Source organism: Arthrobacter sp. B0316-1-20, from assembly GCF_059091865.1.
In genome coordinates, this window is the sequence record NZ_JBNHHC010000004.1 from 397830 (window position 1) to 419200 (window position 21371).

The following is a 21371-nucleotide window of genomic DNA, read 5'->3' on the forward strand; positions in this document are numbered from 1 at the left end:
ACCGCCTTACTCAACTAGCGGGTCACTGGGAGGCGCTGCATTCCGGGCACAGCCCGTACATTTCCACGGTGTGCGCCACCTGCGTGAAGCCGTGCTCCCTCGCCATCCGCGCCGCCCATTGTTCCACCGCCGGAGCCTCGATCTCCACGGTCTTGCCGCAGTTCCGGCAGAGCAGGTGATGGTGGTGGTGCTCGACGGCGCAGCGCCGGTAGACGGCTTCACCCTCGCCGTTGCGCATGACGTCCAGTTGGCCGTCGTCGGCCATGGACTGCAGGATCCGGTAGGTGGTGGCCAAAGAGACCGACTCGCCGCGCTCCTGCAGCAAGCGGTGCAGTTCCTGCGTGCTGACGAAGTCCTCCAGGCTGTCCAAGGCCGTGGCCACCGCTACCCGCTGGCGGGTCACTCGCTGCTCCGAACCGCGGCGCTGCGCCTGCGGTTTGGCTGACGGGACGGACATGTCCGCTTCGGCTCCTTGCTGCTTGTTCTGGGCGCCCGTGGGCTCCCTCCAGCCTAGCAGCAGGCCTGATGTGCCGGGCCGGCGGGGCGGCCGTACCGCCGGAAGGCCCGCGCCGTTAGGGTTGGTGCCATGCAGCTGACAAAATTCACCCACTCCTGCGTCCGGCTCGAAGAGAACGGGCATGTCCTGGTGATCGACCCCGGCAATTTTTCCGAGGTGGAGCAGGCCCTCGACGGGGCCACCACCGTCCTGGTGACCCATGAGCACGCGGACCACCTCGACCGGGACAAGGTGCTCGGCTTGCTCGCTGAGGCGGACGAAATGAACCTGTATGCGCCGGCCTCGGTTGCGGCCGAGCTCCGAGCGTCCGCCCCGGGGACGGCCGCGCGGATCCACGCCGCCGAACCGGAGACGAAGTTCGAGGTGCCAGGCTTCCGCATCCGCACCTTCGGCGGCCAGCATGCGTTGATCCATCCGAATATCCCGGTGGTGGCCAACATCGGCTACGTCGTCAATGACAACCTGTACCACCCCGGGGATTCCTTCATCGTGCCGCACGGGCTGATGGTGAAGAATGTGCTGGTGCCCATTCACGCGCCGTGGTCGAAGACCGCCGAGGTGATCGACTTCGTCACGGCCATGCGCGCCGAACATGCATACCCGATCCACGACGCCGGGCTCAGCGACCGTGGCCTGCCGCTGGTGGAAAAGCACGTGACGCTTTTCGGCGGCCACTACGGCACCAGCTACCAGCACCTGTCGCCGGGGGAGAGCGTGGAGCTGGCCTGACAGCGGGGGAGTGGGGGCCGCGTGCGGATGCTTGGCCCGGCAGGTGCTGCTGTGATGGACTGGCCCCACACAGGCGGGCAACGGCGCCCGCCAGCAGTCAGGAGGAGATCTCATGAGGACTCTGATGGACGTGCAGACGCTGCGTGAACGGATGACCTCCGGACAGCGCACCGTGCTGCTGGATGTCCGCTGGAAACTCGGCGACGGCAACGGCGATGGCCAGAACCGCTACCGCCAGGCCCACATTCCGGGAGCGGTCTACGTGGACCTGCCGTCGCAACTTGCGTCCGCACCGTCCGCAGCCAGCGGCCGGCACCCGCTGCCGGAGCCGGAGGCCTTCCGCGAGGCCGCCCGGGACTGGGGCATTAACAACAACGACGTCGTGGTGGCCTATGACGATAACGGAGGCCTGTCCGCCGCCCGCGTTTGGTGGCTGCTGCGCGACGGCGGCTTCGACACCGTTTATCTGCTCGACGGCGGACTGGCCGCGTGGCGGGCCCAAGGCTACGAACTCGACAGCGGTGACGAGCTGGCATCGCTGGGCAACGTTGAACTGGGCAGCGGGCGGATGCCCCGACTGGAGCTGGAAGACGTGCTGGACTTCGCCGCTACCTCGCTGTTGCTTGATGCCCGCGCTGCCGAGCGCTACCGAGGCGAACAGGAGCCGGTGGACCCGCGCGCGGGCCACATCCCCGGCGCGGTGAGCGCACCGACCACGGGCAACCTCGCCGCGGCCGGTCACTTCCTGCCCGCCGCGGAACTCGCCGCGCGGTTCAAGGACCTGGGCGCCGATGGACGGGACGTAGCGGTCTACTGCGGCTCCGGCATTAACGCCGCGCACCAGATTGCGGCCCTGGCCGAGGCCGGCATCGGTGCCGCCTTGTTTCCTGGTTCGTGGTCTCAGTGGTGCGGGCATCCGGACCTGCCGATAGCAACGGGCGACGAGCCGTGAACGGCAGCCGCCCGGCGTCGTGCGCCTCTGAATCCAGAGCGTCACAGACGGTGCGTCCCGGTGGCATGGCGGGCCGGCAAAAGGTAGCGTCAGGCTCATGACACTTGGCCGTCCGGCACCACCGCCGCTGGGAAAACCGCTTTCACTTCAGCAGGAACAGCTGGCCCACGCGGCAGCGGACCTCCAGAGACCGAGGAGCAGCATGAACACGGCCCTGGCCTATGGCGTGGAGGCCCCCGGGGCCGGTCTGGTCCCGCTGCAGTTAGAACGCCGCGACCCAGGTGCCCACGACGTGGAGATCGCCATCGCGTTCTGCGGCCTCTGCCATTCCGATGTGCATACCGTCCGCGGGGAGTGGCGCGAGATCGACTACCCGCTGGTGCCCGGCCACGAGATCGTCGGACGGGTCACCGCCATCGGCCAGGATGTGACGCTCCACGCCGTCGGCGACTTGGTGGGCGTGGGCTGCATGGTGGACTCGTGCCGCGACTGCAGCTCCTGCGACGAGGGACTCGAACAGTACTGCGCCAAGGGCGCAGTGGGCACCTATGGCGCCCGCGACCGGCGCCACGGCGGCGAGGTGACGCAGGGCGGATACGCAACCTCCGTCGTCGTCGATGAAAACTTTGTGCTGCGGATGCCGCCGGAGCTGGACCCGGCCGCTGCAGCACCGCTGCTGTGCGCGGGCATCACCACATACTCGCCGATGCGCTACTTTGGCGTGGAAGCCGGCGATTCCGTCGGTGTGGTGGGTCTCGGCGGGCTGGGCCATATGGCGGTCAAGCTGGCCAAGGCCATGGGCGCGTCCGTGACCGTCTTCACCAGCTCGGCGAACAAGGCCGATTCCGCCCGTGCACTCGGTGCCGACCATGTGGTGGTGACCGGCGACGACGAGGCGCTCGCCGCCGCCCGGCGCAGCGTCGACCTGGTCATCGATACGGTATCCGTGGCCCACGACCTGGCGCCGTACTTGCGGACGATCCGGCGTGACGGGGCGCTGATCCAGCTGGGTGTGCCGCCCGAGCCGATGCCGCCGGTGCCGGTCAACCTGCTGATGCGCGACCGGATTGCCTACGGCGCGTCGAACATCGGCGGCGTCGCCGAGACCCAGGAGATGCTCGATTTCTGCGCCGCGCACGGCATCACCGCCGACGTCGAGTTGGTGCGCGCGCCGGACCTGAACCTGGCCTACGACCGGATGGTGGCCGGCGACGTTGCCTACCGGTTTGTGCTGGACATCGCCTCGCTCAACGACTGAACACCTTCACTGGACACTGATCCGCTGACTGCTGCCAACTGACTGTCTAACCCAGAACCTGGCTTACTGAACCTGACTGACTGACGACCGACTGACTGACTGAACTGACAAGGATTGCGTACATGAGCACACTGTTCACCAAGATTATCGACGGCGAGATCCCCGGGCGCTTCGTCTGGAAGGACGACGAGGTGGTGGCTTTCCTGAGCATCGGGCCGCTCGCGGACGGGCATGCGCTGGTGGTGCCCCGGCACGAGGTGGACCGCTGGACCGACGCCCCGGCCGACCTGCTGCAGAAGCTCACCGCGGTCGCCCAGACCATCGGCAAAGCCCAGGTGGAGGCCTTCGGCGCCGCCCGTGCCGGCCTGATCATCGCCGGCTTCGAGGTAAACCACCTGCACCTGCATGTCTGGCCGTCGAACTCCGAGGCCGAGTTCGACTTCAAACGCGCCCAGCAGAACCCCGATCCCGACGTGATGGAGGAATCCGCCAAGCGTCTTCGGGCGGCTCTCCGCGACGCCGGCCACGGGGACTTCGTCCCGGCCGACTGACCCGGAGCTTCGCTGCGGTTGCGCCCGGTGGGCACTGTGCCCGGTCAGCCTCGTCCCCGGACGGTCGGGCTAGACCCGTGCGCCCGGCGTCAGCCAGCGAGCGCCTCGTGCAGGGCCGCCCGGACGCGCTTCTCCGACACCGAGAACGCCGTGCCAAGTTCCTGCGCAAAAAAGCTGATCCGCAGTTCCTCCAGCATCCAGCGCACCTTGTCCAGGCCGGCGCCGTCCAAGCTGCCGGGCTTCAGGGCCGCCCGGGCGTCGTCGTACTCGTCTTCGAGGCGCTGAACCACGGACATCTGCTGGGCATCCCGGCCCACGGCCGTGGGGAGTTTCTGCAGCCTGCGCTCGATTCCCTCCAGATAGCGCGGCAGCTGGCTCAGCTGTGCATAGCCGGTGGCGGCCACGAACCCGGGGTAGACCAGCTGCTCCAGCTGGCTCTTGATGTCGGAGAGCGGGCTGATCAGGGCCAGACTGGCGTTGGACTTCAGTTCCTTCTGGATCCGCCGCGTGCTGGAGAGGATCTTCTCCACAATGGCGGTCACGGTGAAGACCGTGTCGATCAGCTCGGCGCGGACCTGCTCGTAGAGCGCATCAAACCCGGCCTTGGTGAACGGCAACTCGGCGGGCACCAGCTTGTCCACCGCTGCCTGCGTGCAGTCATCGATCAGCGATGCCACCGAGCCGTGGGGGTTCTGCGTGAAGGTCAGCTTCTCGGTGTTGTTCAGGTGGTCCAGGACGTACCGCTGCGGCGAGGGGACGCGCAGCACCAGCAGACGGATTAATCCTGCGCGCATGGCCGCCTGCTGACCTGCCGGGGTCTGGAAGACCCGCACACCCGCGGTGGTGCCCTCGTCCACCAGCGCCGGATAACCGGTCACGGTGTGGCCTGCCACCTCGCGCTTGACCTCGCGGGGAAGGTCACCGTCCGGCCAAGCCGTCAGACCGCTGCGTTCCTGCACGCCGCCGGTAGTCTGCGCGGGGGAGGACGACGACGATGCGCTGGCACCGGTGACGGCGGCGCCGTGCCGGCCGCCGCGCTTCTTGCCGGAGGCGCCCCGGTTTTGTGCCGGCGACGGCTGGGCAGTCTTCGGCGTCGCGCCCAGGGACTCGGCAATCGCCCGCCGGTTGGCCGGCGCCAGTTCCTGCTGCAGCCGGGACAGGTCCTTGGCCTCGTCCAGCACCTTGCCCTTGCCGTCCACCACCTGGAAGGTCATCCGCAGGTGCGGCGGCACGGTATCCCAGTTCCAGGAACCGGGCGGGATGATGTGCCCCTTCAACCGGCGCAGCACCAGTTCCAGCGAGGGCTCCAGCTCGTCCTCGGCCGGATTGAAGTCAGCTGCCAGCGCCGCGGCCGCGCTCCGGGCCACGTCCGGGGCCGGGACGAAGTTCTTGCGGATCTGTTTAGGCAGCGACTTGATCAGTGCTGTCACCAGTTCCACCCGAAGCCCGGGGATCTGCCAGCGGAAGGGGGCTTCGTCCAGCTGGTTCAAGAACAGGACCGGCACGTGCACGGTCACGCCGTCGGACGGATCCGGAGCGGCGCCCGGTGCCACCGGCGAGAATTCGTAGCTCAGCGGGAGCTCGAACGACCCCTGCTGCCAGATCTTGGGGAACGCCGCAGCGTCCAGTTCCTCGGCGTCGGCAGCCAGCACGGCGTCCGGATCGAAATCGAGCAGCGTGGGGTTTTCCGCCCGGGCATCCTTCCACCACTTGTCGAAGTGGCGTTCCGAGACCACGTCGGGTCCGATCCGCTCGTCGTAGAACTCGAACAGCGTTTCGTCGTCCACCCGCAGGTCGCGGCGGCGCATCCGGGTTTCCAGTTCCTCGACCTCGGCCAGCAGCCTGCGGTTGCGGTGGAAGAACTTGTGGTGCGTGCGCCAGTCGCCTTCCACCAGGGCATGGCGGATGAACAGCTCGCGGCTGAGTTCCCGGTCGATCCGGCCGTACTGGATCCGCCGCTGCGGCACGATTGGCACCCCGTAGAGCGTGACCTTCTCGTAGGCCATCACCGAGCCCATTTTCTTGGACCAGTGCGGTTCCGAATACGTTCGCTTGCACAGCTGGGGTGCAATCTCCTCGGCCCAGCCGGGATCGAAGGTTGCCGCCACACGGGCCCAGAGCCGGGACGTTTCCACCAGTTCTGCCGCCATCACCCAGTCCGGCGACTTCTTGAACAGCGCCGAGCCGGGGAAGATGGCGAACCGGGTGCCGCGGGCGCCGGCGTATTCGCGCTTGCGTTCATCGTAGACGCCGATGTGGCTGAGCAAGCCGGCCAGCAGCGACTTGTGGATGTCGTCGTGCTTCCCCACCGGGTCCACATCGCGCCCGGACCCCAGCGTGATGCCCAGCGGCTTGGCCAGCTGCCGCAGCTGGGCGAAAAGGTCCTGCCACTCGCGGACCCGCAGGTAGTTGATGAACTCGGTGCGGCACAGTTTGCGGAACTGCGTGGAGGAAAGTTCCTGCTGCTTCTCCTGCAGGTAGCGCCAGAGGTTCAGGATTCCTGTGAAGTCGGACTTCTCGTCCACGAAACGCTTGTGCTTCTCGGTGGCCTGCTGCTGTTGGTCGGTAGGGCGTTCCCTCGGATCCTGGATGGTCAGCGCCGCCGCCAACACCATCACCTCACGCACGCAGCCGCGCTGGCCCGCCTCCACAATCATCCGGCCCAACCGTGGGTCCACCGGCAGCAGCGCCAGTTTGCGCCCGACGGCGGTGAGGCCCGGTTGCGCCCGGTCTCCACGCGGCGCTGGCGCGCCCGGTGATTGACCAAGGGCAGCGCGCGGAGATCCGACCACCGCAGCGCCGGGTTCGGACAGCGCGCCGAGCTCACGCAGGAGGGTGACGCCGTCGTTGATGGCACGGGTCTCGGGCGGCTCCACGAACGGGAACGCCTCGATGTCCTTGGAGTCCCGTGCCACCCCCATGGCGGTCATCTGCAGGATGACGGCGGCCAGGTTGGTGCGCAGGATTTCGGGGTCGGTGAATTCCGGCCGCGAGTCGTAGTCCTCTTCGGAGTAGAGCCGGATGGCAATGCCGTCGCTGACCCGGCCGCAGCGGCCCGAGCGCTGGTTGGCCGAGGCCTGCGAGATCCGTTCGATCGGCAGTCGCTGGACCTTGGTGCGGTGCGAGTAGCGGGAGATGCGCGCCGTGCCGGTGTCGATCACGTACTTGATGCCCGGCACCGTCAGTGAGGTCTCGGCCACGTTGGTGGCCAGCACAATCCGGCGCTGGCTTCCGGGGGAGAAGACGCGGTGCTGCTCCGCCAGCGAGAGCCGGGCATACAGGGGCAGGATCTGGGTGCCCGCCAGCCGCCGGTTGGTTCTGATCCTGGCCGCGAGGGCGTCGGCGGCATCGCGGATTTCGCGCTCACCGGAGAAAAAGACCAGGATGTCGCCGGGTGCTTCCAAGGACAGCTCGTCCACTGCATCGCAGACGGCGTCGAGCGGGTCCCTGTCTTCCTCCAGTTCGTCCGCGTCCGGGTTGTCTGCGTCGGAACCCGCCGGCTGGTTCAGCGGGCGGTAGCGGATCTCCACGGGGTAGGTCCGGCCGGAGACCTCGATGACGGGAGCCGGTTCGTCGTCGTTGCCGAAGTGGCGGGCGAACCGCTCCGGGTCGATGGTGGCCGAGGTAATGATCACCTTCAGGTCCGGACGCTTCGGCAGGATGCGCTTGAGGTAGCCCAGGATGAAGTCGATGTTGAGGCTGCGTTCGTGCGCCTCGTCGATGATGATGGTGCTGTACTTCTTCAGCAGCTTGTCATGCTGGATCTCGGCCAGCAGGATGCCGTCAGTCATCAGCTTGATCCGGGTATCGCGGCTGACTTCACCGGTGAAGCGGACCTGGAAGCCCACCTCCTGGCCGATCTGCACATCCAGCTCTTCGGCGATACGCTCCGCAACGGTCCTGGCCGCCAGCCGCCGGGGCTGGGTGTGGCCGATCAGACCCTTCTCGCCGAGGCCCAACTCCAGGCACATCTTGGGGATCTGGGTAGTCTTGCCGGAGCCGGTTTCCCCGGCGATGACGGTTACCTGGTTCGCGGCGATGGCCGCCATGATGTCCTCGCGCCGCTCTGAAACGGGCAGGGCCGCGGGATACGTGATGTTCACAGCCATGATTGATCACAGTCTAGCGGCTGGCACAGCCGCCCTTGGCCGGCCGGACAGGGGTCCACAAAGGGAAGCGGCCCGTGGACGAAAATAAATATCCGGCGACATTAGAATGCAATTTGTCCGGTGAGGGAGACGTATCTCATATGGTTGTCCTGACCCCGCGGGTCTGGTTAGACAATGTGACTCCGTTCACAGGTAAGATCTTCAGGACGCTTTCCGCAGGGATCGCTGCCACATTTTCCGGCGCCGATGACGCTGCCGTGCGTGGCGGACCGCAACAGCTGCACCGGGGAGGGGCAGTCAGGCGGAAACGTGCCGGACTACCGGCACGTGATGGACACTCGAAAGGAACACCGTGAAGAAACGTTCTACCATGCTCGGCCTGGGTGCAGGCCTGCTGGCCACCACCCTGCTGGTTTCGGCGTGCGGCAGCTCGGCATCGTCCGAAGGCAACGCCGCCGAAGGGGCTCCCGAATCCGTGGAAATCGGCATCACCCAGATCGTCTCGCATCCGTCCCTGGATGCTGCCCGCGAAGGGTTCAAAAAGGCGCTGGCCGACAACGGCTATGTCGAGGGCGAGACCGTGACCTACGACGAGCAGAACGCGCAGACGGACCAGGCGACCGCTACCTCCATCGCCGGCAAGTTTGCCAGTGACAAGAAGGACCTCATCCTGGCGATCGCCACGCCGACCGCGCAGGCGGCCGTCCAGGCCATCGTGGACACTCCGATCCTGTTCACCGCCGTCACCGATCCGGAGTCGGCCGACCTGGTGGAAAGCATGGATGCCCCGGGTTCGAACGTCACCGGCACCTCCGACCGCAACCCGGTTGAAGAGCAGCTGGCCCTGGTCAAGGAGCTGAACCCGGACGCCAAGTCCGTGGGCATTGTCTACTCCTCGGGCGAGGTCAACTCCAGCGTGCAGGTCGAGTGGGCTAAGGAAGCAGCAAAGGAACTGGGCCTGGAAATCAAGGAAAAGGCCATCTCCAACTCGGGCGAGGTCCAGCAGGCCGCCGAGTCGATGGACGTCGACGCCTTCTATGTGCCGACCGACAACAACGTGGTGTCGGCCCTGGAATCGCTGATCCAGGTGGCCGAATCGAAGAAGATCCTCACCATCGCCGCCGAGGGCGATTCGGTGGAGCGCGGCACGGTGGCCACCTACGGCATCAACTACGAAAAGCTGGGCTACCAGACCGGCGAAATGGCAGTGAAGATCCTCAAGGGCGAGGCCGAGCCGGCATCCATGCCGGTGGAGACCCAGTCCGAGCTGGAACTCTACGTCAACACGGCTGCCGCCAAGCGCATGGGCGTCACTCTGCCCGATGGTTATGCAGACAAGGCTGACCACGTCTTCGAGTAAACCGATGGCACTTCCAGCTTGAGCTGAAGAAGTTCCCGCAGTCCGTCCGGTGGCCGTACCCCGGCCGCCGGACGGACCCCCACGAGAGAACCAAGGTCCTTTACCTATGATTACCGCGGTTGAGCTTGGGCTGATCTACGCGATCATGGCCCTGGGGGTCTATCTGACCTTCCGCATCCTCAATTTTCCCGACCTGACAGTCGACGGCAGCTTCACCACCGGTGCCGGCGTTGCCGCCATCAGCATCATCAACGGCGTGCCGCCGGTCCTGGCCACCATCTTGGCGTTCATCGCCGGCATGGCTGCCGGCGCCGTCACCGGCCTGCTGCATACCAAGGGCAAGATCAACGGCCTGCTGGCCGGCATCCTGACCATGATCGCCCTCTATTCCATCAACCTGCGCATCATGGGCAAGTCCAATCTCCCGCTGTTGCGTGAAGAAACCCTGATCACCCCGCTGCGCGAAGCGGGCATGCTCGGTGGCATCGGCGCCATTGCCATCTTCCTGCTGGTGGCGCTGGCGGTGAAGGTGGTCATGGACTGGTTCCTGCACACCGACGTGGGACTGGCCATGCAGGCCACCGGCGACAACGAACAGATGATCCGCAGCTTCGGCGTCAGCACCGACAACCAGAAGATCCTTGGGCTGTCCCTGTCCAATGGATTGGTGGCACTCTGCGGGGCCTTCATTGCCCAGTACCAGGGCTTCGCCGACATCGGCATGGGCATCGGCCTTATCCTGGCCGGCCTCGCCTCGGTGATCATCGGCCAGGCAGTTTTCGGCACCCGCCTGATCTGGATCGCCACGCTGGCCGTGGTGCTCGGCTCGGTGTTGTACCGCGTGGTCATCCAGTTGGCCCTGCAAGCCGGGCTGGAGCCCAACGATATGAAACTGGTCTCCGCCGTGCTGGTGGTCATCGCGCTGGTCCTTCCGCAGTGGAAGGTCTTCGCCCGGGTCGGCGGGCTGGGAAAAATGAAGAAATCCCTGACGGGAGCGAAGGGCTGACATGCTGGATATCAAGAACGTTCACAAGACCTTCTTCGCAGGCACCGTCAATGAGCGGGTAGCCCTGCAGGAGATCAACCTGTCCTTGGCCGCCGGCGAGTTCGTTACCGTGATCGGCAGCAACGGTGCCGGCAAGTCGACCATCCTGAACATCACCTCCGGCAAGCTGCGCCCGGACACCGGCACGGTCAGCATCGACGGCCAGGACGTCACCAGGCTGGCCGACCACCAGCGTGCCCGCTACGTTGGACGCGTCTTCCAGGACCCGATGGCCGGCACCTCGCCGGAAATGACCATTGAAGAGAACCTGGCCATTGCCTACGAGCGCGGCAAGCGGCGAGGACTGCGGCCCGGCGTGACCCGCAAGAAGCGCGAGTTCTTCAAAGAGGAGCTGCGCTCCCTGGAACTGGGGCTGGAGAACCGGCTCAAGGCCAAGGTGGGACTGCTCTCGGGCGGCCAGCGGCAGGCCCTCTCGCTGTTGATGGCTACGTTCAGCAGTCCGAAGATCCTGCTGCTGGACGAGCACACCGCAGCCTTGGATCCGCAGCGCGCGGAACTGGTCAGCCGGCTGACCGCCGAGGTCGTGGATCGGCACCAGCTGACCACCCTGATGGTCACGCACAACATGGAGCAGGCGCTGCGGCTGGGCACCCGGCTAATCATGATGCATGAGGGCCGGATCATCCTGGACCTCAATCAGGAGCAGAAACTGAAGGCCACCGTGCCGGACCTGCTGCACGAGTTCGAAAAAATCAAGGGCGTGGTGGACGACCGCACCATGCTCCAGTAGCGCCTGGTGCTCCCGGAGTAACGTCGCAGATCAACGTACGACGGCGGCTGTCCCACCTAGGCAGGTGGGGCTGCCGCCGTTTTCGTGCCGGCGGCAGCAGCCAGCCGGCCGGCGAGCTCCGCGGCGCGTTGCCGGAACTCCGCCGGTTCCAGGATCTCGAAGGCGAAGCCGATGGCGGCCAGCTGCACCAGCGGATAGTCGAGCGAATCGTAGCCTGCGCGCAGCACGGTGGCATCGCCGTCGTCGGAGAGGGCCGCGATGTTTGGTGGGATGCGCTCGGCGACGGCCTGCAGCGGGGCGTCGATCCGTACCACCACGTCGAACTGGTACGGCGACCGGGTGATCGACTGCTGAACGTAAGCGGCGAGGTCCGGCTGCGGCAACTGTCGCGGTGTGAAGCGTTCCCGGGGCGTCGGTACGGACTCGAAGCGGTCCACCCGGAAGGTGCGCCAGTCCTGCCGGCCGGTATCGAAGGCCACCAGATACCAGCGCCGGCCCGTGTCCACCAGCCGGTACGGTTCGGCCAGACGCCGGGAGGATTCGCCGTCGGCCTTCGCGTAGCGGAACCCGATCACGCGCCGTTCGGCGATGGCGCCGGAGACTCCGGTCAGCACCTCGGGATCCACCGCGGCGGTGGGGCCGGCCAGGGTGATCACGGCGTTCTTCAGCGTGGAGAACTTGGGCCGCAGCCGCGAAGGCAGTACTTGCTCCAGCTTGGTCAGGGCGCGCAGCGAGGCTTCGCCGACGCCGGCCACCGGGCTGGCTGTCACTGCGCTGAGGCCCAGGGCCACGGCCAGGGCTTCGTCGTCGTCAAGCAGCAGCGGCGGAAGCTGCGCACCTGCGCCCAGCTGGTAGCCGCCGGCCACGCCGGGGGAAGCGTTGATGGGATAACCCAGGCTGCGCAGCTTGCCGACGTCCCGGCGTACCGTGCGCTCGGTGACGCTCATCCGCTCGGCCAAGGCGGAGCCGGTCCACTCCCGGCGCATCTGGAGCAGGGAAAGCAGTTGCAGCAGTCGTGCGGACGTTTCGAGCATGGAGCCAATCTACCCACCATTGCGGACGGGAAGTGTCCGCGATGGCCGCACGGAACCGGAATCGGGGCCCCGGGCACTGGGCAAGGACTGACCTACCCATCCAAGATGGACTCGAGGGTCCGCCTGACCGAATGTCAGGCGGGATGGGAGCGGCGATGTCATTCAACCCAGCAGTGGAATTGGTTGAGCAGCTGACCTGGCACTGGGACGCCCAGGCACGTCCCCGGTTGCAGGGACTCACCGACGAGGAGTATTTCTGGGAGCCGGCCGAGGGCTGCTGGAACGTCCGTCGCCGCGGCACCAGCACGGCCCAGATGGCGGTGGGCGCGGGAGATTTTGTCATCGAATTCGCAGTCCCGGAACCGAAACCGCCGCCGTTCACGACGGTGGCCTGGCGTCTGAACCACATTCTGGTGGGGGTGCTGGGAAGCCGGAACGCTTCGCACTTTGGCGGCCCAGAGGTGGGCTACGAGTCCTTCGAATATCCGGCGACCGCCGCCCGGGCGTTGGCCTTGCTGGACGAATACTACGAGCGGTGGCTTGACGGGGTCCGCGCGCTCGGGGAGGACGGGCTGGGCCGGCCGTGCGGACCGGCGGAGGGGCATTTTGCCGACCGGTCCATGGCGGCGCTGGTGCTGCACATCAATCGGGAAATGATTCACCATTTGGCCGAGATTGCGCTCTTGCGGGACTTGTTCGCCCACCGGCAGTAGAAAGACGAAGCCCGGCCGGTGTACCGGCCGGGCTTAGGCGGGTTCGGGCGGCTCGGGTCAGACCAGCCGGACGAGATCGGAATAGGGGCGGCTCGGGACCGAGCCAGCGGTCCAATCGGCGTGTGAACGTTCCGGCGGGGTTGCGCCGCGTCCGTCCCGGATGACCAATCGGAGGGTGGCGACGATGACGAAGAGTGCCAATGCGGTGATCAGAAGTAGTTCCATGCCTCAATGGTGATCCTGAAGCAGCCCAAAAAAGAGTGGCAGAAACGACCATAAAGCATAAAAAACTGCCATACTGGTTGCATGTTGAAAACAGTGGCTGTGGTGGTGCTACCGGGGGCCGCGCCGTTCGAGTTTGGAGTGGTCTGCGAGGTCTTCGGCATTGACCGGTCCGACCGTGGCACGGGCGTTCCGGCGTTCGACTTCCGGATCTGCACCACGGTGCCCGGGGTGGTCAGCAGCAAGCTGGGATTTTCCCTCAACGTCCCGCTTGGGCTGGAGGCGGCGGCCGACGCAGACCTGGTGGTGGTTGCCCCCTACCAGCAGATGGATCAAGTCCCCGACGAGCTGCGGGACGCCCTGCACGCCGCGCATGCCCGCGGCGCCTGGGTGTTGTCCGTGTGCTCGGCGGCCTTTGTGCTGGCCGAAGCGGGACTGCTGGACGGGCGCCGCGCCACAACACACTGGCAGTACTCCCATCAGTTGGCCGCCAGCTATCCGCAGATCGACGTCGACGAGAACGTGCTGTATGTAGAGGACGACCGCATCATCACCAGTGCCGGGACGGCCGCGGGGATCGACGCCTGCCTGCACTTGGTCAGGACCGAACTCGGGGCCTCGGTGGCCACCGCCATCGCCCGGGACATGGTGGTGCCGCCGCACCGGGCCGGCGGGCAGGCACAGTACATTGACCGTCCGATGTCGCTGGCCGGCTGCCACACGCTCAAAGACCTGCTGGTGTGGCTGGATGAAAACCTGGCCCAGGACGTGACCGTCGCCCAGCTGGCCGCCAGGGTGCATATGTCAGAGCGCACCTTCGCGCGCCGGTTCCGGGCCGAAACCGGTGCCACACCTGCAGCATGGATCAACGCGCAGCGGGTACTCCGCGCGCAGGAGCTGCTGGAGGAATCGGATCTGAATATCGACGAAATTGCGCGGATCACCGGCTTCGGCCAAGCGGTGCTGCTGCGCCACCATTTCGCCAAGTCCGTCGGCGTGAGCCCGGCGGCCTACCGCCGCACCTTCCGCGGCAACGCCGTTTCGGCCACGGCTCTGCAGGCTGCGGCCGCGGCCCGTTAGCGACGGTCACCCCCAAAGCCAAAAACAGGGGCAAGGTGCTCCGGTAGGCGCTTAAACAGGGAATCCCCGGCCGATTTGGCCGGGGATTCCCTTGTCCTGCATCATCAGTGCCCTCGATAGGATTCGAACCTACGGCCTTCTGCTCCGGAGGCAGACGCTCTATCCCCTGAGCTACGAGGGCGCGGCACCGGCTGTTCGCCTGATGCCCTGCGGGACCTATTGAGCTTATCAGCATCCGGCCCGGCAAAAGAAATGCGCAACGCCGCACCGCCGGAGGGGCCGTCCTGGGGGGAGAGACCGGCGGCCGCGCCGAAAGACGCCCCCGAAAGACCGGTGCGAGCCCCGTCACAGCCGGACCGTGGAAAGCCGGGCGGTACAAGCGATTGCCCTATGCTTGTGGGGTGACTCCTGAAGAACTTTCCGCTGCCATTGCCGCCTGCCTGCAGGCCGCCGTCGACGCCGGCGATTTCGCCGTCGAAATGCCGGACGAGGTCCGGGTGGAGCGACCGAAGAACCGGGAGCATGGGGACTGGGCCACCAACATTGCCATGCAGTTGGGCAAAAAGGCCGGCATGAATCCCCGCCAGTTCGCGGAGATCCTCAGCGCCCGGCTGGAGAAGATCGACGGCGTGGCCCGGGTCGAGATTGCCGGCCCCGGCTTCCTCAACATCACCGTGGATGCCGCCGCCGCCGGCGTGCTGGCCAAGAGCATCGTCGAGGCGGGAACCGGCTACGGCACCAGCGATGATCTGGCCGGGCAGCGCATCAACCTGGAGTTCGTCTCCGCCAACCCCACCGGCCCCATCCATCTGGGTGGCACCCGCTGGGCCGCGCTGGGCGATTCGCTGGCGCGCATCCTTGTTGCCCAGGGCGCGGACGTCGCGCGCGAGTACTACTTCAACGACCACGGTTCGCAGATCGACCGCTTTGCCCGTTCCCTGCTGGCGAAAGCCAAGGGGGAGCCGGCACCCGAGGACGGATACGGCGGAGACTACATCGCCGACATCGCCAACGCAGTGCTGGAACAAAACCCCGACGCGCTCTCGGCTGCGGACCCGCAGGAAGAATTCCGCAGCCGCGGCGTCGAGTTGATGTTCGCGGCCATCAAGAAATCGCTGCATGAATTCGGCGTGGATTTCGATGTGTACTTCCATGAGAATTCCCTGTTCGAGGACGGCGCCGTCGACAAGTTGCTGGAAGAACTGAAAAGCTCGGGCAGCCTCTACTTCAACGACGGCGCATGGTGGCTGAAGTCCACCGACTTCGGCGACGACAAGGACCGCGTGGTGATCAAGTCCGACGGCAACGCGGCCTACATCGCCGGTGACATTGCCTACTTCAAGAACAAGCGGGACCGCGGGTTCGACCTCTGCATCTACATGCTTGGCGCGGACCACCACGGCTACGTTGCCCGGTTGAAGGCCGCTGCGGCCGCCATGGGCGACAGCGCCGACCGGGTGGAGGTGCTGATCGGCCAGATGGTCAACCTGGTCAAGGACGGCAAGCCGATGCGGATGTCCAAGCGCGCCGGCACCGTGGTGACCATGGAGGACCTCGTCGACGCGGTGGGCGTTGATGCGGCCAGGTACGCGCTGACCCGTTCGCACGCCGATTCGAACATCGACATAGACCTGGACCTGCTGGTTAAGCACAGCAATGACAACCCGGTCTACTACGTGCAGTACGCACATGCACGCACCTGCGCCGTCGCCCGCAATGCAACTGCCTCCGGAGTGGACCGCAGCGCGTTCGACGCGTCACTGCTGGACCACGCCACCGAGAATGAACTGCTGGCCGTGCTGGGCGCCTACCCGTCGGTGGTCGCCATGGCCGCGAAGTTCCGCGAACCGCACCGTGTCGCCCGCCATCTCGAAGTCATCGCCGGCGCCTACCACCGCTGGTACGACGCCTGCCGTGTCACCCCGATTGGCGACGGCGAAGTGACCGACACGCACCGTACCCGGCTGTGGCTGAACACTGCCGTCACCCAGGTGCTGGCCAACGGTCTGGACCTGCTGGGCGTCAGCGCCCCGGAGAGGATGTAATGCCCGCAGCATACAAATCCGGCGCCGCGTCCGAGCTGGCCCCGGACTGGCTGACCTGCCCGCAGGACGTCAACACACTGGACGCCAAGCTGTGGGCCCAGGACGTGGCCCGCGGTGCAGCCGGAGAGCTGGAAATCTCCGGCATCGGCGTCGCCGCGCTCAAGGAGCAGTTCGGCACGCCGCTGTTCGTGGTTTCCGAGGACGACTTCCGGGCCCGCGCCCGCGCGTTCAAGCAGGCCTTCGACGAGGCCTTCGGTTCGCTGTGCGGCGGCGTGGACGTTTACTACGCCGGCAAGGCGTTCCTCAGCGTGGAGATCGCCCGTTGGGTGGCCCAGGAAGGGCTTCGGCTGGACACCTGCAGCGGCGGCGAGCTCGCCGTTGCCGCCCGCGCGGGTATCCCGGGGGAGAACCTGGGCCTGCACGGCAACAACAAGTCGGACGCCGAGATCCACCGCGCGCTGGACATGGGGCTGGGCCGCATTGTGGTGGACAGCCTGGATGAACTGGCGCGGGTGGGCGCCATCGCCGCAGCCCGCGGCGACATGGCCAACGTGATGCTGCGGCTGACCCCCGGCGTGCACGCGCACACACACGAGTTCATTGCCACGGCGCATGAAGACCAGAAGTTCGGCCTCTCGATGGCCGCCGCCGACGCCGGTCAGGAACAGCACCGTACGGAGCACGACGGCGGTGCGCCGGCTCGGTCCGCCGGCTCGCCCGCCGCGCAGGCCGTGGCGGCGGCGCTGGCGCACGAGTCGATCAACCTGCTGGGCCTGCACTGCCATATCGGCTCGCAGATTTTCGAGCCCGAGGGCTTCGCGCTGGCGGCCGAACGGCTGCTGACCTTCGTGGCGCAGGTCCGGGATGATCACGGCGTCGATCTGCATGAACTCGATCTGGGTGGCGGCTACGGCATTGCCTACACCGAAGCCGACACCCCGCGCCCGCCGGCCGAACTCGCCCAGGCGATGGCCGCCGTCGTTCGCTCCACCACCGAGCGGCTGGGCATCCCGGTGCCGCGGATCTCGATTGAGCCCGGCCGCGCGATCGCCGGGCCGAGCACGTTCACCCTTTACTCGGCCGGTACCCGCAAGACCGTGCAGGTTGACCTGGACGGTGGCGGCAGCAGCCCGCGGCGCTATGTGTCGGTGGATGGCGGCATGAGCGATAACGCCCGCCCGGTGCTCTACGACGCCGATTATTCGGCCGTGTTGGCTTCCCGTGTGACGGAAGCCGCGCCGATTATTTCCCGCGTGGTTGGTAAACACTGCGAGAGCGGTGACATTGTAGTCAGGAACGTTTACCTGCCCGAGGACATCGAGGCGGGGGACCTGCTGGCAGTGCCGGCGACCGGGGCCTATTGCTGGGCGCTCTCCAGCAACTACAACTACGTCGCCCGGCCGCCCGTGGTGGCGGTGCGCGGCGGCGAGGCGCGGTTGATCATCCGCGGCGAAACCGAAGACGACCTGCTGGCCCGCGACCTGGGCTGACCCCCGGCGGGCGGCAGGCAAGGCGAGAGAGACAAAAAGACTGAGAGTTTGGGCAGCATGAAAACGCTGAAAGTAGCACTGTTGGGATGCGGGAATGTCGGAGCCCAGGTGGCCCGGATCCTGATTGACGACGCCGAAGTGCTCGCCGCGCGCACCGGCGCACGGCTGGAACTGACCGGGATCGCGGTGCGCGACGTTGCCGCCAAGCGGACGGTGGAGTTGCCCGCCGAGCTGTTCACCACCGAGGCCGAGCCGCTGGTCAAGGACGCCGACATTGTGATTGAGCTGCTCGGCGGACTGGAACCGGCCCGGACGCTCATCCGCACCGCGATCGACAACGGCGCCGCGGTCGTCACCGGCAACAAGGCCCTCCTGGCGGCCGACGGCCAGGACCTGTACGCCCGCGCCGATGAGGCCGGCGTCGAGCTCTCCTTCGAAGCAGCAGTTGCCGGCGCCATTCCGCTGCTGCGGCCCATCCGCGAGTCGCTGGCGGGTGACCGCATCACCAAGGTGATGGGCATTGTCAACGGCACCACCAACTACATCCTTGACCAGATGGACTCCACCGGCGCCCAGTTTGCCGACGCGCTGGCCGCCGCGCAGGAACTCGGCTACGCCGAGGCGGATCCCACCGCCGACGTCGAAGGCCATGACGCCGCCGCCAAGGGCGCGATCCTGGCCGAGCTGGCCTTCCATACCGCGTTCGACCTGGCCGACGTCCAGTGCCAGGGCATCAGCTCCATCTCGGCTGACGACATCGCCGCGGCAAAGGACACCGGCTACGTGATCAAGCTGCTGTCCATCGCCGAGCGGCTGCGCGGCGCCGACGGCCGCGAGGGCGTAGCCGTGCGGGTCCACCCGACCCTGCTGCCGCGCAAGCACCCGCTGGCAGCCGTGCACGGAGCGTTCAACGCGGTCTTCGTGGAAGCCGAAAACGCCGGCGAAATGATGTTCTACGGCCAGGGGGCCGGCGGAGCGCCGACCGCTTCGGCCGTCGTGGGCGATGTGGTCAGCGCCGCCCGGCGCATGGTCGGCGGCGGCCCGGGCCGGACCGAAACCGCCACGGTTCAGTTGCCCGCCGTCGGACTGGACTCGGTCAAGACCAGCTACTATGTCGGCCTGGAAGTAGCCGACCAGCCGGGCGTGCTGGCCCAGATTGCCGGCGTCTTCGCCGACCACGGCGTCTCCATCGAGACCATGCGCCAGACCATCCACGCCGAAGGGCACCCGGACACTGCCGAGGCCGGCGGCCAGGTGACCGCCGAGCTGCGCTTCGTCACGCACCGGGCGTCCGAGGCGTCGCTGGCCGCGACGGTCGAGGCCGTGCGCGGGCTCGATATTGTCAACGCTGTAACCTCTGTCCTGCGAGTAGAAGGAATCTAAGTGGCCCACCAATGGCGCGGCGTCATCCGTGAATACGCGGACCGGCTGCCGGTAACGGAGCAGACCGAGATCATCACCCTCGGCGAAGGCGGCACCCCGCTGGTGCATGCCAAGGCGCTCTCCGAGCTGACCGGCTCCGAGGTGTACCTGAAGGTGGAGGGGATGAACCCCACCGGCTCCTTCAAGGACCGCGGCATGACCATGGCCATGACGGCGGCGGTGGAGGCAGGCGCCAAGGCCGTGGTCTGCGCGTCCACCGGCAACACCTCCGCCTCCGCCGCCGCCTACGCCACCCAGGCCGGCCTGAAGTGCGCGGTGCTGGTGCCCGCCGGCAAGATCGCCATGGGCAAGATGAGCCAGGCGATCGCGCACGGTGCCGAAATCATCCAGATCAACGGCAACTTCGACAACTGCCTGGAAGTGGCCCGCAAACTCTCCGAGGCCTACCCGGTGTTCCTGGTCAACTCGGTGAATCCGGCACGCATCCAGGGCCAGAAGACGGCAGCCTTCGAAACGGTCGACTACCTGGGCGACGCCCCGGACATCCACGTGATGCCGGTAGGCAACGCGGGCAACATCACCGCTTACTGGAAGGGCTACCGGGAGTACGCCGAGCCGTACCAGTCCGCTACTGCCGGCATGCTCGGCCCGGTCGCCACCAAGACGCCGACGCTGTGGGGCTTCCAGGCAGCCGGCGCCGCCCCGCTGGTGCTGGGCCACCCGGTGACCGAACCGGAGACCATCGCCACCGCTATCCGAATCGGCAATCCGGCCTCCTGGGAGACCGCCATTGCCGCCCGCGACGAGTCCGGCGGACTGATCGACTCCGTGACCGACGACGAGATCCTGGCCGCGCACCGCTGGCTGTCCTCGAAGGAGGGCGTCTTCGTGGAGCCGGGCTCTGCCGCCGGCGTGGCCGGCGTGATCAAGAAGCACGCCGCGGGTGAAGTGCCTGCGGGCAAGACCATCGTCGTCACGGTCACCGGACACGGCCTGAAGGACCCGCAGTGGGCACTGCGAACCGAGGACGGCAGCGAAGCGTCGCCGATCAAGGTGGACTTCGACGTGGTCAGCGTGGCCTCCGCCCTGGGTCTTGAGTAGCAGCATTTTGGCGGGGGAGGACGCCGTGGTGGCCGGCCGCATCGCGCCCGGCCAGCGCGTCACGGTCCGGGTGCCGGCCACCAGCGCCAACCTGGGGCCGGGCTTCGACAGCCTGGGCCTGGCCTTGTCGTTCCATGACACCGTCACCGTGGAGTCGACCGACGACGGCGTCTTCCACGCTTCCGTCACGGGTGAAGGCGCGGCCAACCTACCCTCGGACGAATCGCACCTCATCATCCGCACCCTGCGCGACACTCTGCGCCAGGCAGGGTACGACGCCGATGGGTTGCGTCTGGAAGCCGAGAACCTGATACCGCATGGGCGGGGGATGGGGTCCTCCGCCGCCGCCGTGGTGTCCGCCGTGCTGTTGGCCGATGCGCTGCTGCCGGAACAGGACCGCCTGGGCGCCGGGAAGATCCTGCAGGTCTGTTCCACCCTGGAAGGCCATCCGGATAACGTGGCGCCGGCTCTGAGCGGCCAGTTGGCCATCTCCTGGGAAGAAGCCGGTGTGTTCTATAGCACCCGCGTTCCGATCTGCCCGGACATCGTGCCGGTGGTGGCCATACCGACCTTCGAACTTTCCACCGAAACGGCACGCAATCTGCTGCCGGCTTCGGTTCCGCACCACGTTGCTGCGGCCAACTCCGGCCGCGCCGCACTCTTGGTCCACGCACTCACCCGCGACCCGTCCCTGCTGCGGGCCGGGACCGAAGAATGGCTGCACCAGCGGCACCGGGCACCGGCCATGAAACCCAGCGCTGCGCTCATCGAGACGCTGCGGGGCCAGGGCCATGCGGCCGTCGTCTCGGGAGCCGGCCCCACCGTCATGACGCTTGCCGCGGATGAGGCCGAAGCGGCGCAGGTCCAGAAGGCCATCGCCACCCATCTGGAACAGCACGACATGCCGGGGAACTGGCGTGTTCTGAAACTGGCAGTAGACACAGATGGTGCTAAAGTGGAAGTGCACCCCCGGGATTAACCGGCGAGGAATCCTGTCCGGATGCTCCGGATCACGCAAGCCGAGTAGCCGT

General features: G+C 66.9%; 18 protein-coding genes and 1 tRNA gene. 14 read left to right on the forward strand and 5 right to left on the reverse strand.

The annotated features are described in order from the left end of the window. Positions 1-22 precede the first annotated feature (22 nt). Positions 23-457 carry a Fur family transcriptional regulator gene (locus AC5RW2_RS09250; protein WP_493962844.1) on the reverse strand — a complete coding sequence of 145 codons (435 nt, stop codon included), beginning with the start codon at positions 455-457 and terminating at the stop codon, positions 23-25. 129 nt (positions 458-586) lie between these two features. On the opposite strand from AC5RW2_RS09250, the gene AC5RW2_RS09255 reads away from it, so the two are divergent. The 4 genes from AC5RW2_RS09255 (at position 587) to AC5RW2_RS09270 (ending at position 4007) form a co-directional block, all read left to right on the forward strand. Then, complete coding sequence (locus AC5RW2_RS09255; RefSeq protein WP_493962843.1) at positions 587-1246, forward strand: MBL fold metallo-hydrolase; 660 nt, start codon at positions 587-589, stop codon at positions 1244-1246. 112 nt (positions 1247-1358) lie between these two features. Further along, positions 1359-2198: a sulfurtransferase gene (locus tag AC5RW2_RS09260; protein WP_493962842.1), complete on the forward strand. Its 840-nt coding sequence runs from the start codon at positions 1359-1361 to the stop codon at positions 2196-2198. Between the two features lie 97 nt (positions 2199-2295). Next, complete coding sequence (locus tag AC5RW2_RS09265; protein WP_493962841.1) at positions 2296-3456, forward strand: NAD(P)-dependent alcohol dehydrogenase; 1161 nt, start codon at positions 2296-2298, stop codon at positions 3454-3456. 122 nt (positions 3457-3578) lie between these two features. Then, entirely contained in the window at positions 3579-4007 is a 429-nt protein-coding gene (locus tag AC5RW2_RS09270) for an HIT family protein (protein WP_493962840.1), read from the forward strand. 89 nt (positions 4008-4096) lie between these two features. Here the strand turns inward: AC5RW2_RS09270 and hrpA are convergent, their stop codons facing one another. Next, positions 4097-8116: an ATP-dependent RNA helicase HrpA gene (gene hrpA, locus AC5RW2_RS09275; protein ID WP_493962839.1), complete on the reverse strand. Its 4020-nt coding sequence runs from the start codon at positions 8114-8116 to the stop codon at positions 4097-4099. A 370-nt stretch (positions 8117-8486) separates the two neighbouring features. Between hrpA and AC5RW2_RS09280 the strand changes: the two genes are divergently transcribed. From AC5RW2_RS09280 to AC5RW2_RS09290, 3 genes are all read left to right on the forward strand, one after another. Next, positions 8487-9476 (forward strand): ABC transporter substrate-binding protein, encoded by a 990-nt coding sequence (locus tag AC5RW2_RS09280; RefSeq protein ID WP_493963149.1) that lies wholly within the window; start codon positions 8487-8489, stop codon positions 9474-9476. Positions 9477-9582: 106 nt separating this feature from the next. Then, positions 9583-10482, forward strand: coding sequence for an ABC transporter permease (locus tag AC5RW2_RS09285; protein WP_493949836.1), 900 nt, complete (start codon positions 9583-9585; stop codon positions 10480-10482). A gap of 1 nt (position 10483) precedes the next feature. After that, positions 10484-11272 (forward strand): ABC transporter ATP-binding protein, encoded by a 789-nt coding sequence (locus AC5RW2_RS09290; protein ID WP_493962838.1) that lies wholly within the window; start codon positions 10484-10486, stop codon positions 11270-11272. Positions 11273-11328: 56 nt separating this feature from the next. Here the strand turns inward: AC5RW2_RS09290 and AC5RW2_RS09295 are convergent, their stop codons facing one another. Continuing rightward, complete coding sequence (locus AC5RW2_RS09295; protein WP_493962837.1) at positions 11329-12306, reverse strand: helix-turn-helix transcriptional regulator; 978 nt, start codon at positions 12304-12306, stop codon at positions 11329-11331. A 155-nt stretch (positions 12307-12461) separates the two neighbouring features. Here AC5RW2_RS09295 and AC5RW2_RS09300 point away from each other — a divergent pair, with 155 nt between their 5' ends. After that, positions 12462-13019, forward strand: coding sequence for a DinB family protein (locus AC5RW2_RS09300; RefSeq protein WP_493962836.1), 558 nt, complete (start codon positions 12462-12464; stop codon positions 13017-13019). Between the two features lie 57 nt (positions 13020-13076). Here AC5RW2_RS09300 and AC5RW2_RS09305 read toward each other — a convergent pair whose 3' ends face one another. Then, positions 13077-13244, reverse strand: coding sequence for a hypothetical protein (locus tag AC5RW2_RS09305; protein ID WP_493949840.1), 168 nt, complete (start codon positions 13242-13244; stop codon positions 13077-13079). Positions 13245-13325: 81 nt separating this feature from the next. Here AC5RW2_RS09305 and AC5RW2_RS09310 point away from each other — a divergent pair, with 81 nt between their 5' ends. Beyond that, complete coding sequence (locus tag AC5RW2_RS09310) at positions 13326-14321, forward strand: GlxA family transcriptional regulator (RefSeq protein ID WP_493962835.1); 996 nt, start codon at positions 13326-13328, stop codon at positions 14319-14321. Positions 14322-14429: 108 nt separating this feature from the next. Here the strand turns inward: AC5RW2_RS09310 and AC5RW2_RS09315 are convergent. Further along, positions 14430-14502, reverse strand: a tRNA-Arg gene (locus AC5RW2_RS09315). Between the two features lie 220 nt (positions 14503-14722). Between AC5RW2_RS09315 and argS the strand changes: the two genes are divergently transcribed. Genes argS through thrB form a run of 5 tightly spaced genes read left to right on the forward strand, consistent with a single transcriptional unit; the run spans position 14723 to position 21319 of the window. Continuing rightward, positions 14723-16366, forward strand: a complete 1644-nt coding sequence (gene argS, locus AC5RW2_RS09320; protein ID WP_493962834.1) for an arginine--tRNA ligase — start codon at positions 14723-14725, stop codon at positions 16364-16366. Beyond that, entirely contained in the window at positions 16366-17856 is a 1491-nt protein-coding gene (locus AC5RW2_RS09325) for a diaminopimelate decarboxylase family protein (protein ID WP_493962833.1), read from the forward strand. Before argS ends, AC5RW2_RS09325 begins: the two co-directional genes overlap by 1 nt. A 57-nt stretch (positions 17857-17913) precedes the next feature. After that, a complete protein-coding gene (locus tag AC5RW2_RS09330; RefSeq protein WP_493963148.1) occupies positions 17914-19239 on the forward strand; it encodes a homoserine dehydrogenase in 1326 nt (441 codons plus the stop codon). Continuing rightward, positions 19240-20340: a threonine synthase gene (thrC, locus tag AC5RW2_RS09335; RefSeq protein WP_493962832.1), complete on the forward strand. Its 1101-nt coding sequence runs from the start codon at positions 19240-19242 to the stop codon at positions 20338-20340. Further along, positions 20333-21319, forward strand: coding sequence for a homoserine kinase (thrB, locus tag AC5RW2_RS09340; RefSeq protein ID WP_493962831.1), 987 nt, complete (start codon positions 20333-20335; stop codon positions 21317-21319). The genes thrC and thrB overlap by 8 nt, the downstream gene beginning before the upstream one ends. Positions 21320-21371: the final 52 nt, after the last annotated feature.

What these genes read in the sequence shown, in the direction of transcription:
- AC5RW2_RS09260 (WP_493962842.1), top strand. Translation starts at nt 1,359, where the DNA reads ATGAGGACTCTGATGGACGTGCAGACGCTGCGTGAACGGATGACCTCC.
- AC5RW2_RS09285 (WP_493949836.1), top strand. Translation starts at nt 9,583, where the DNA reads ATGATTACCGCGGTTGAGCTTGGGCTGATCTACGCGATCATGGCCCTG.
- AC5RW2_RS09330 (WP_493963148.1), top strand. Translation starts at nt 17,914, where the DNA reads ATGAAAACGCTGAAAGTAGCACTGTTGGGATGCGGGAATGTCGGAGCC.
- AC5RW2_RS09325 (WP_493962833.1), top strand. Translation starts at nt 16,366, where the DNA reads ATGCCCGCAGCATACAAATCCGGCGCCGCGTCCGAGCTGGCCCCGGAC.
- AC5RW2_RS09265 (WP_493962841.1), top strand. Translation starts at nt 2,296, where the DNA reads ATGACACTTGGCCGTCCGGCACCACCGCCGCTGGGAAAACCGCTTTCA.
- AC5RW2_RS09280 (WP_493963149.1), top strand. Translation starts at nt 8,487, where the DNA reads ATGCTCGGCCTGGGTGCAGGCCTGCTGGCCACCACCCTGCTGGTTTCG.
- AC5RW2_RS09300 (WP_493962836.1), top strand. Translation starts at nt 12,462, where the DNA reads ATGTCATTCAACCCAGCAGTGGAATTGGTTGAGCAGCTGACCTGGCAC.
- AC5RW2_RS09310 (WP_493962835.1), top strand. Translation starts at nt 13,326, where the DNA reads ATGTTGAAAACAGTGGCTGTGGTGGTGCTACCGGGGGCCGCGCCGTTC.
- AC5RW2_RS09305 (WP_493949840.1), bottom strand. Translation starts at nt 13,244, where the DNA reads ATGGAACTACTTCTGATCACCGCATTGGCACTCTTCGTCATCGTCGCC.
- AC5RW2_RS09290 (WP_493962838.1), top strand. Translation starts at nt 10,484, where the DNA reads ATGCTGGATATCAAGAACGTTCACAAGACCTTCTTCGCAGGCACCGTC.
- AC5RW2_RS09270 (WP_493962840.1), top strand. Translation starts at nt 3,579, where the DNA reads ATGAGCACACTGTTCACCAAGATTATCGACGGCGAGATCCCCGGGCGC.
- AC5RW2_RS09255 (WP_493962843.1), top strand. Translation starts at nt 587, where the DNA reads ATGCAGCTGACAAAATTCACCCACTCCTGCGTCCGGCTCGAAGAGAAC.
- AC5RW2_RS09250 (WP_493962844.1), bottom strand. Translation starts at nt 457, where the DNA reads ATGTCCGTCCCGTCAGCCAAACCGCAGGCGCAGCGCCGCGGTTCGGAG.
- hrpA (WP_493962839.1), bottom strand. Translation starts at nt 8,116, where the DNA reads ATGGCTGTGAACATCACGTATCCCGCGGCCCTGCCCGTTTCAGAGCGG.
- AC5RW2_RS09295 (WP_493962837.1), bottom strand. Translation starts at nt 12,306, where the DNA reads ATGCTCGAAACGTCCGCACGACTGCTGCAACTGCTTTCCCTGCTCCAG.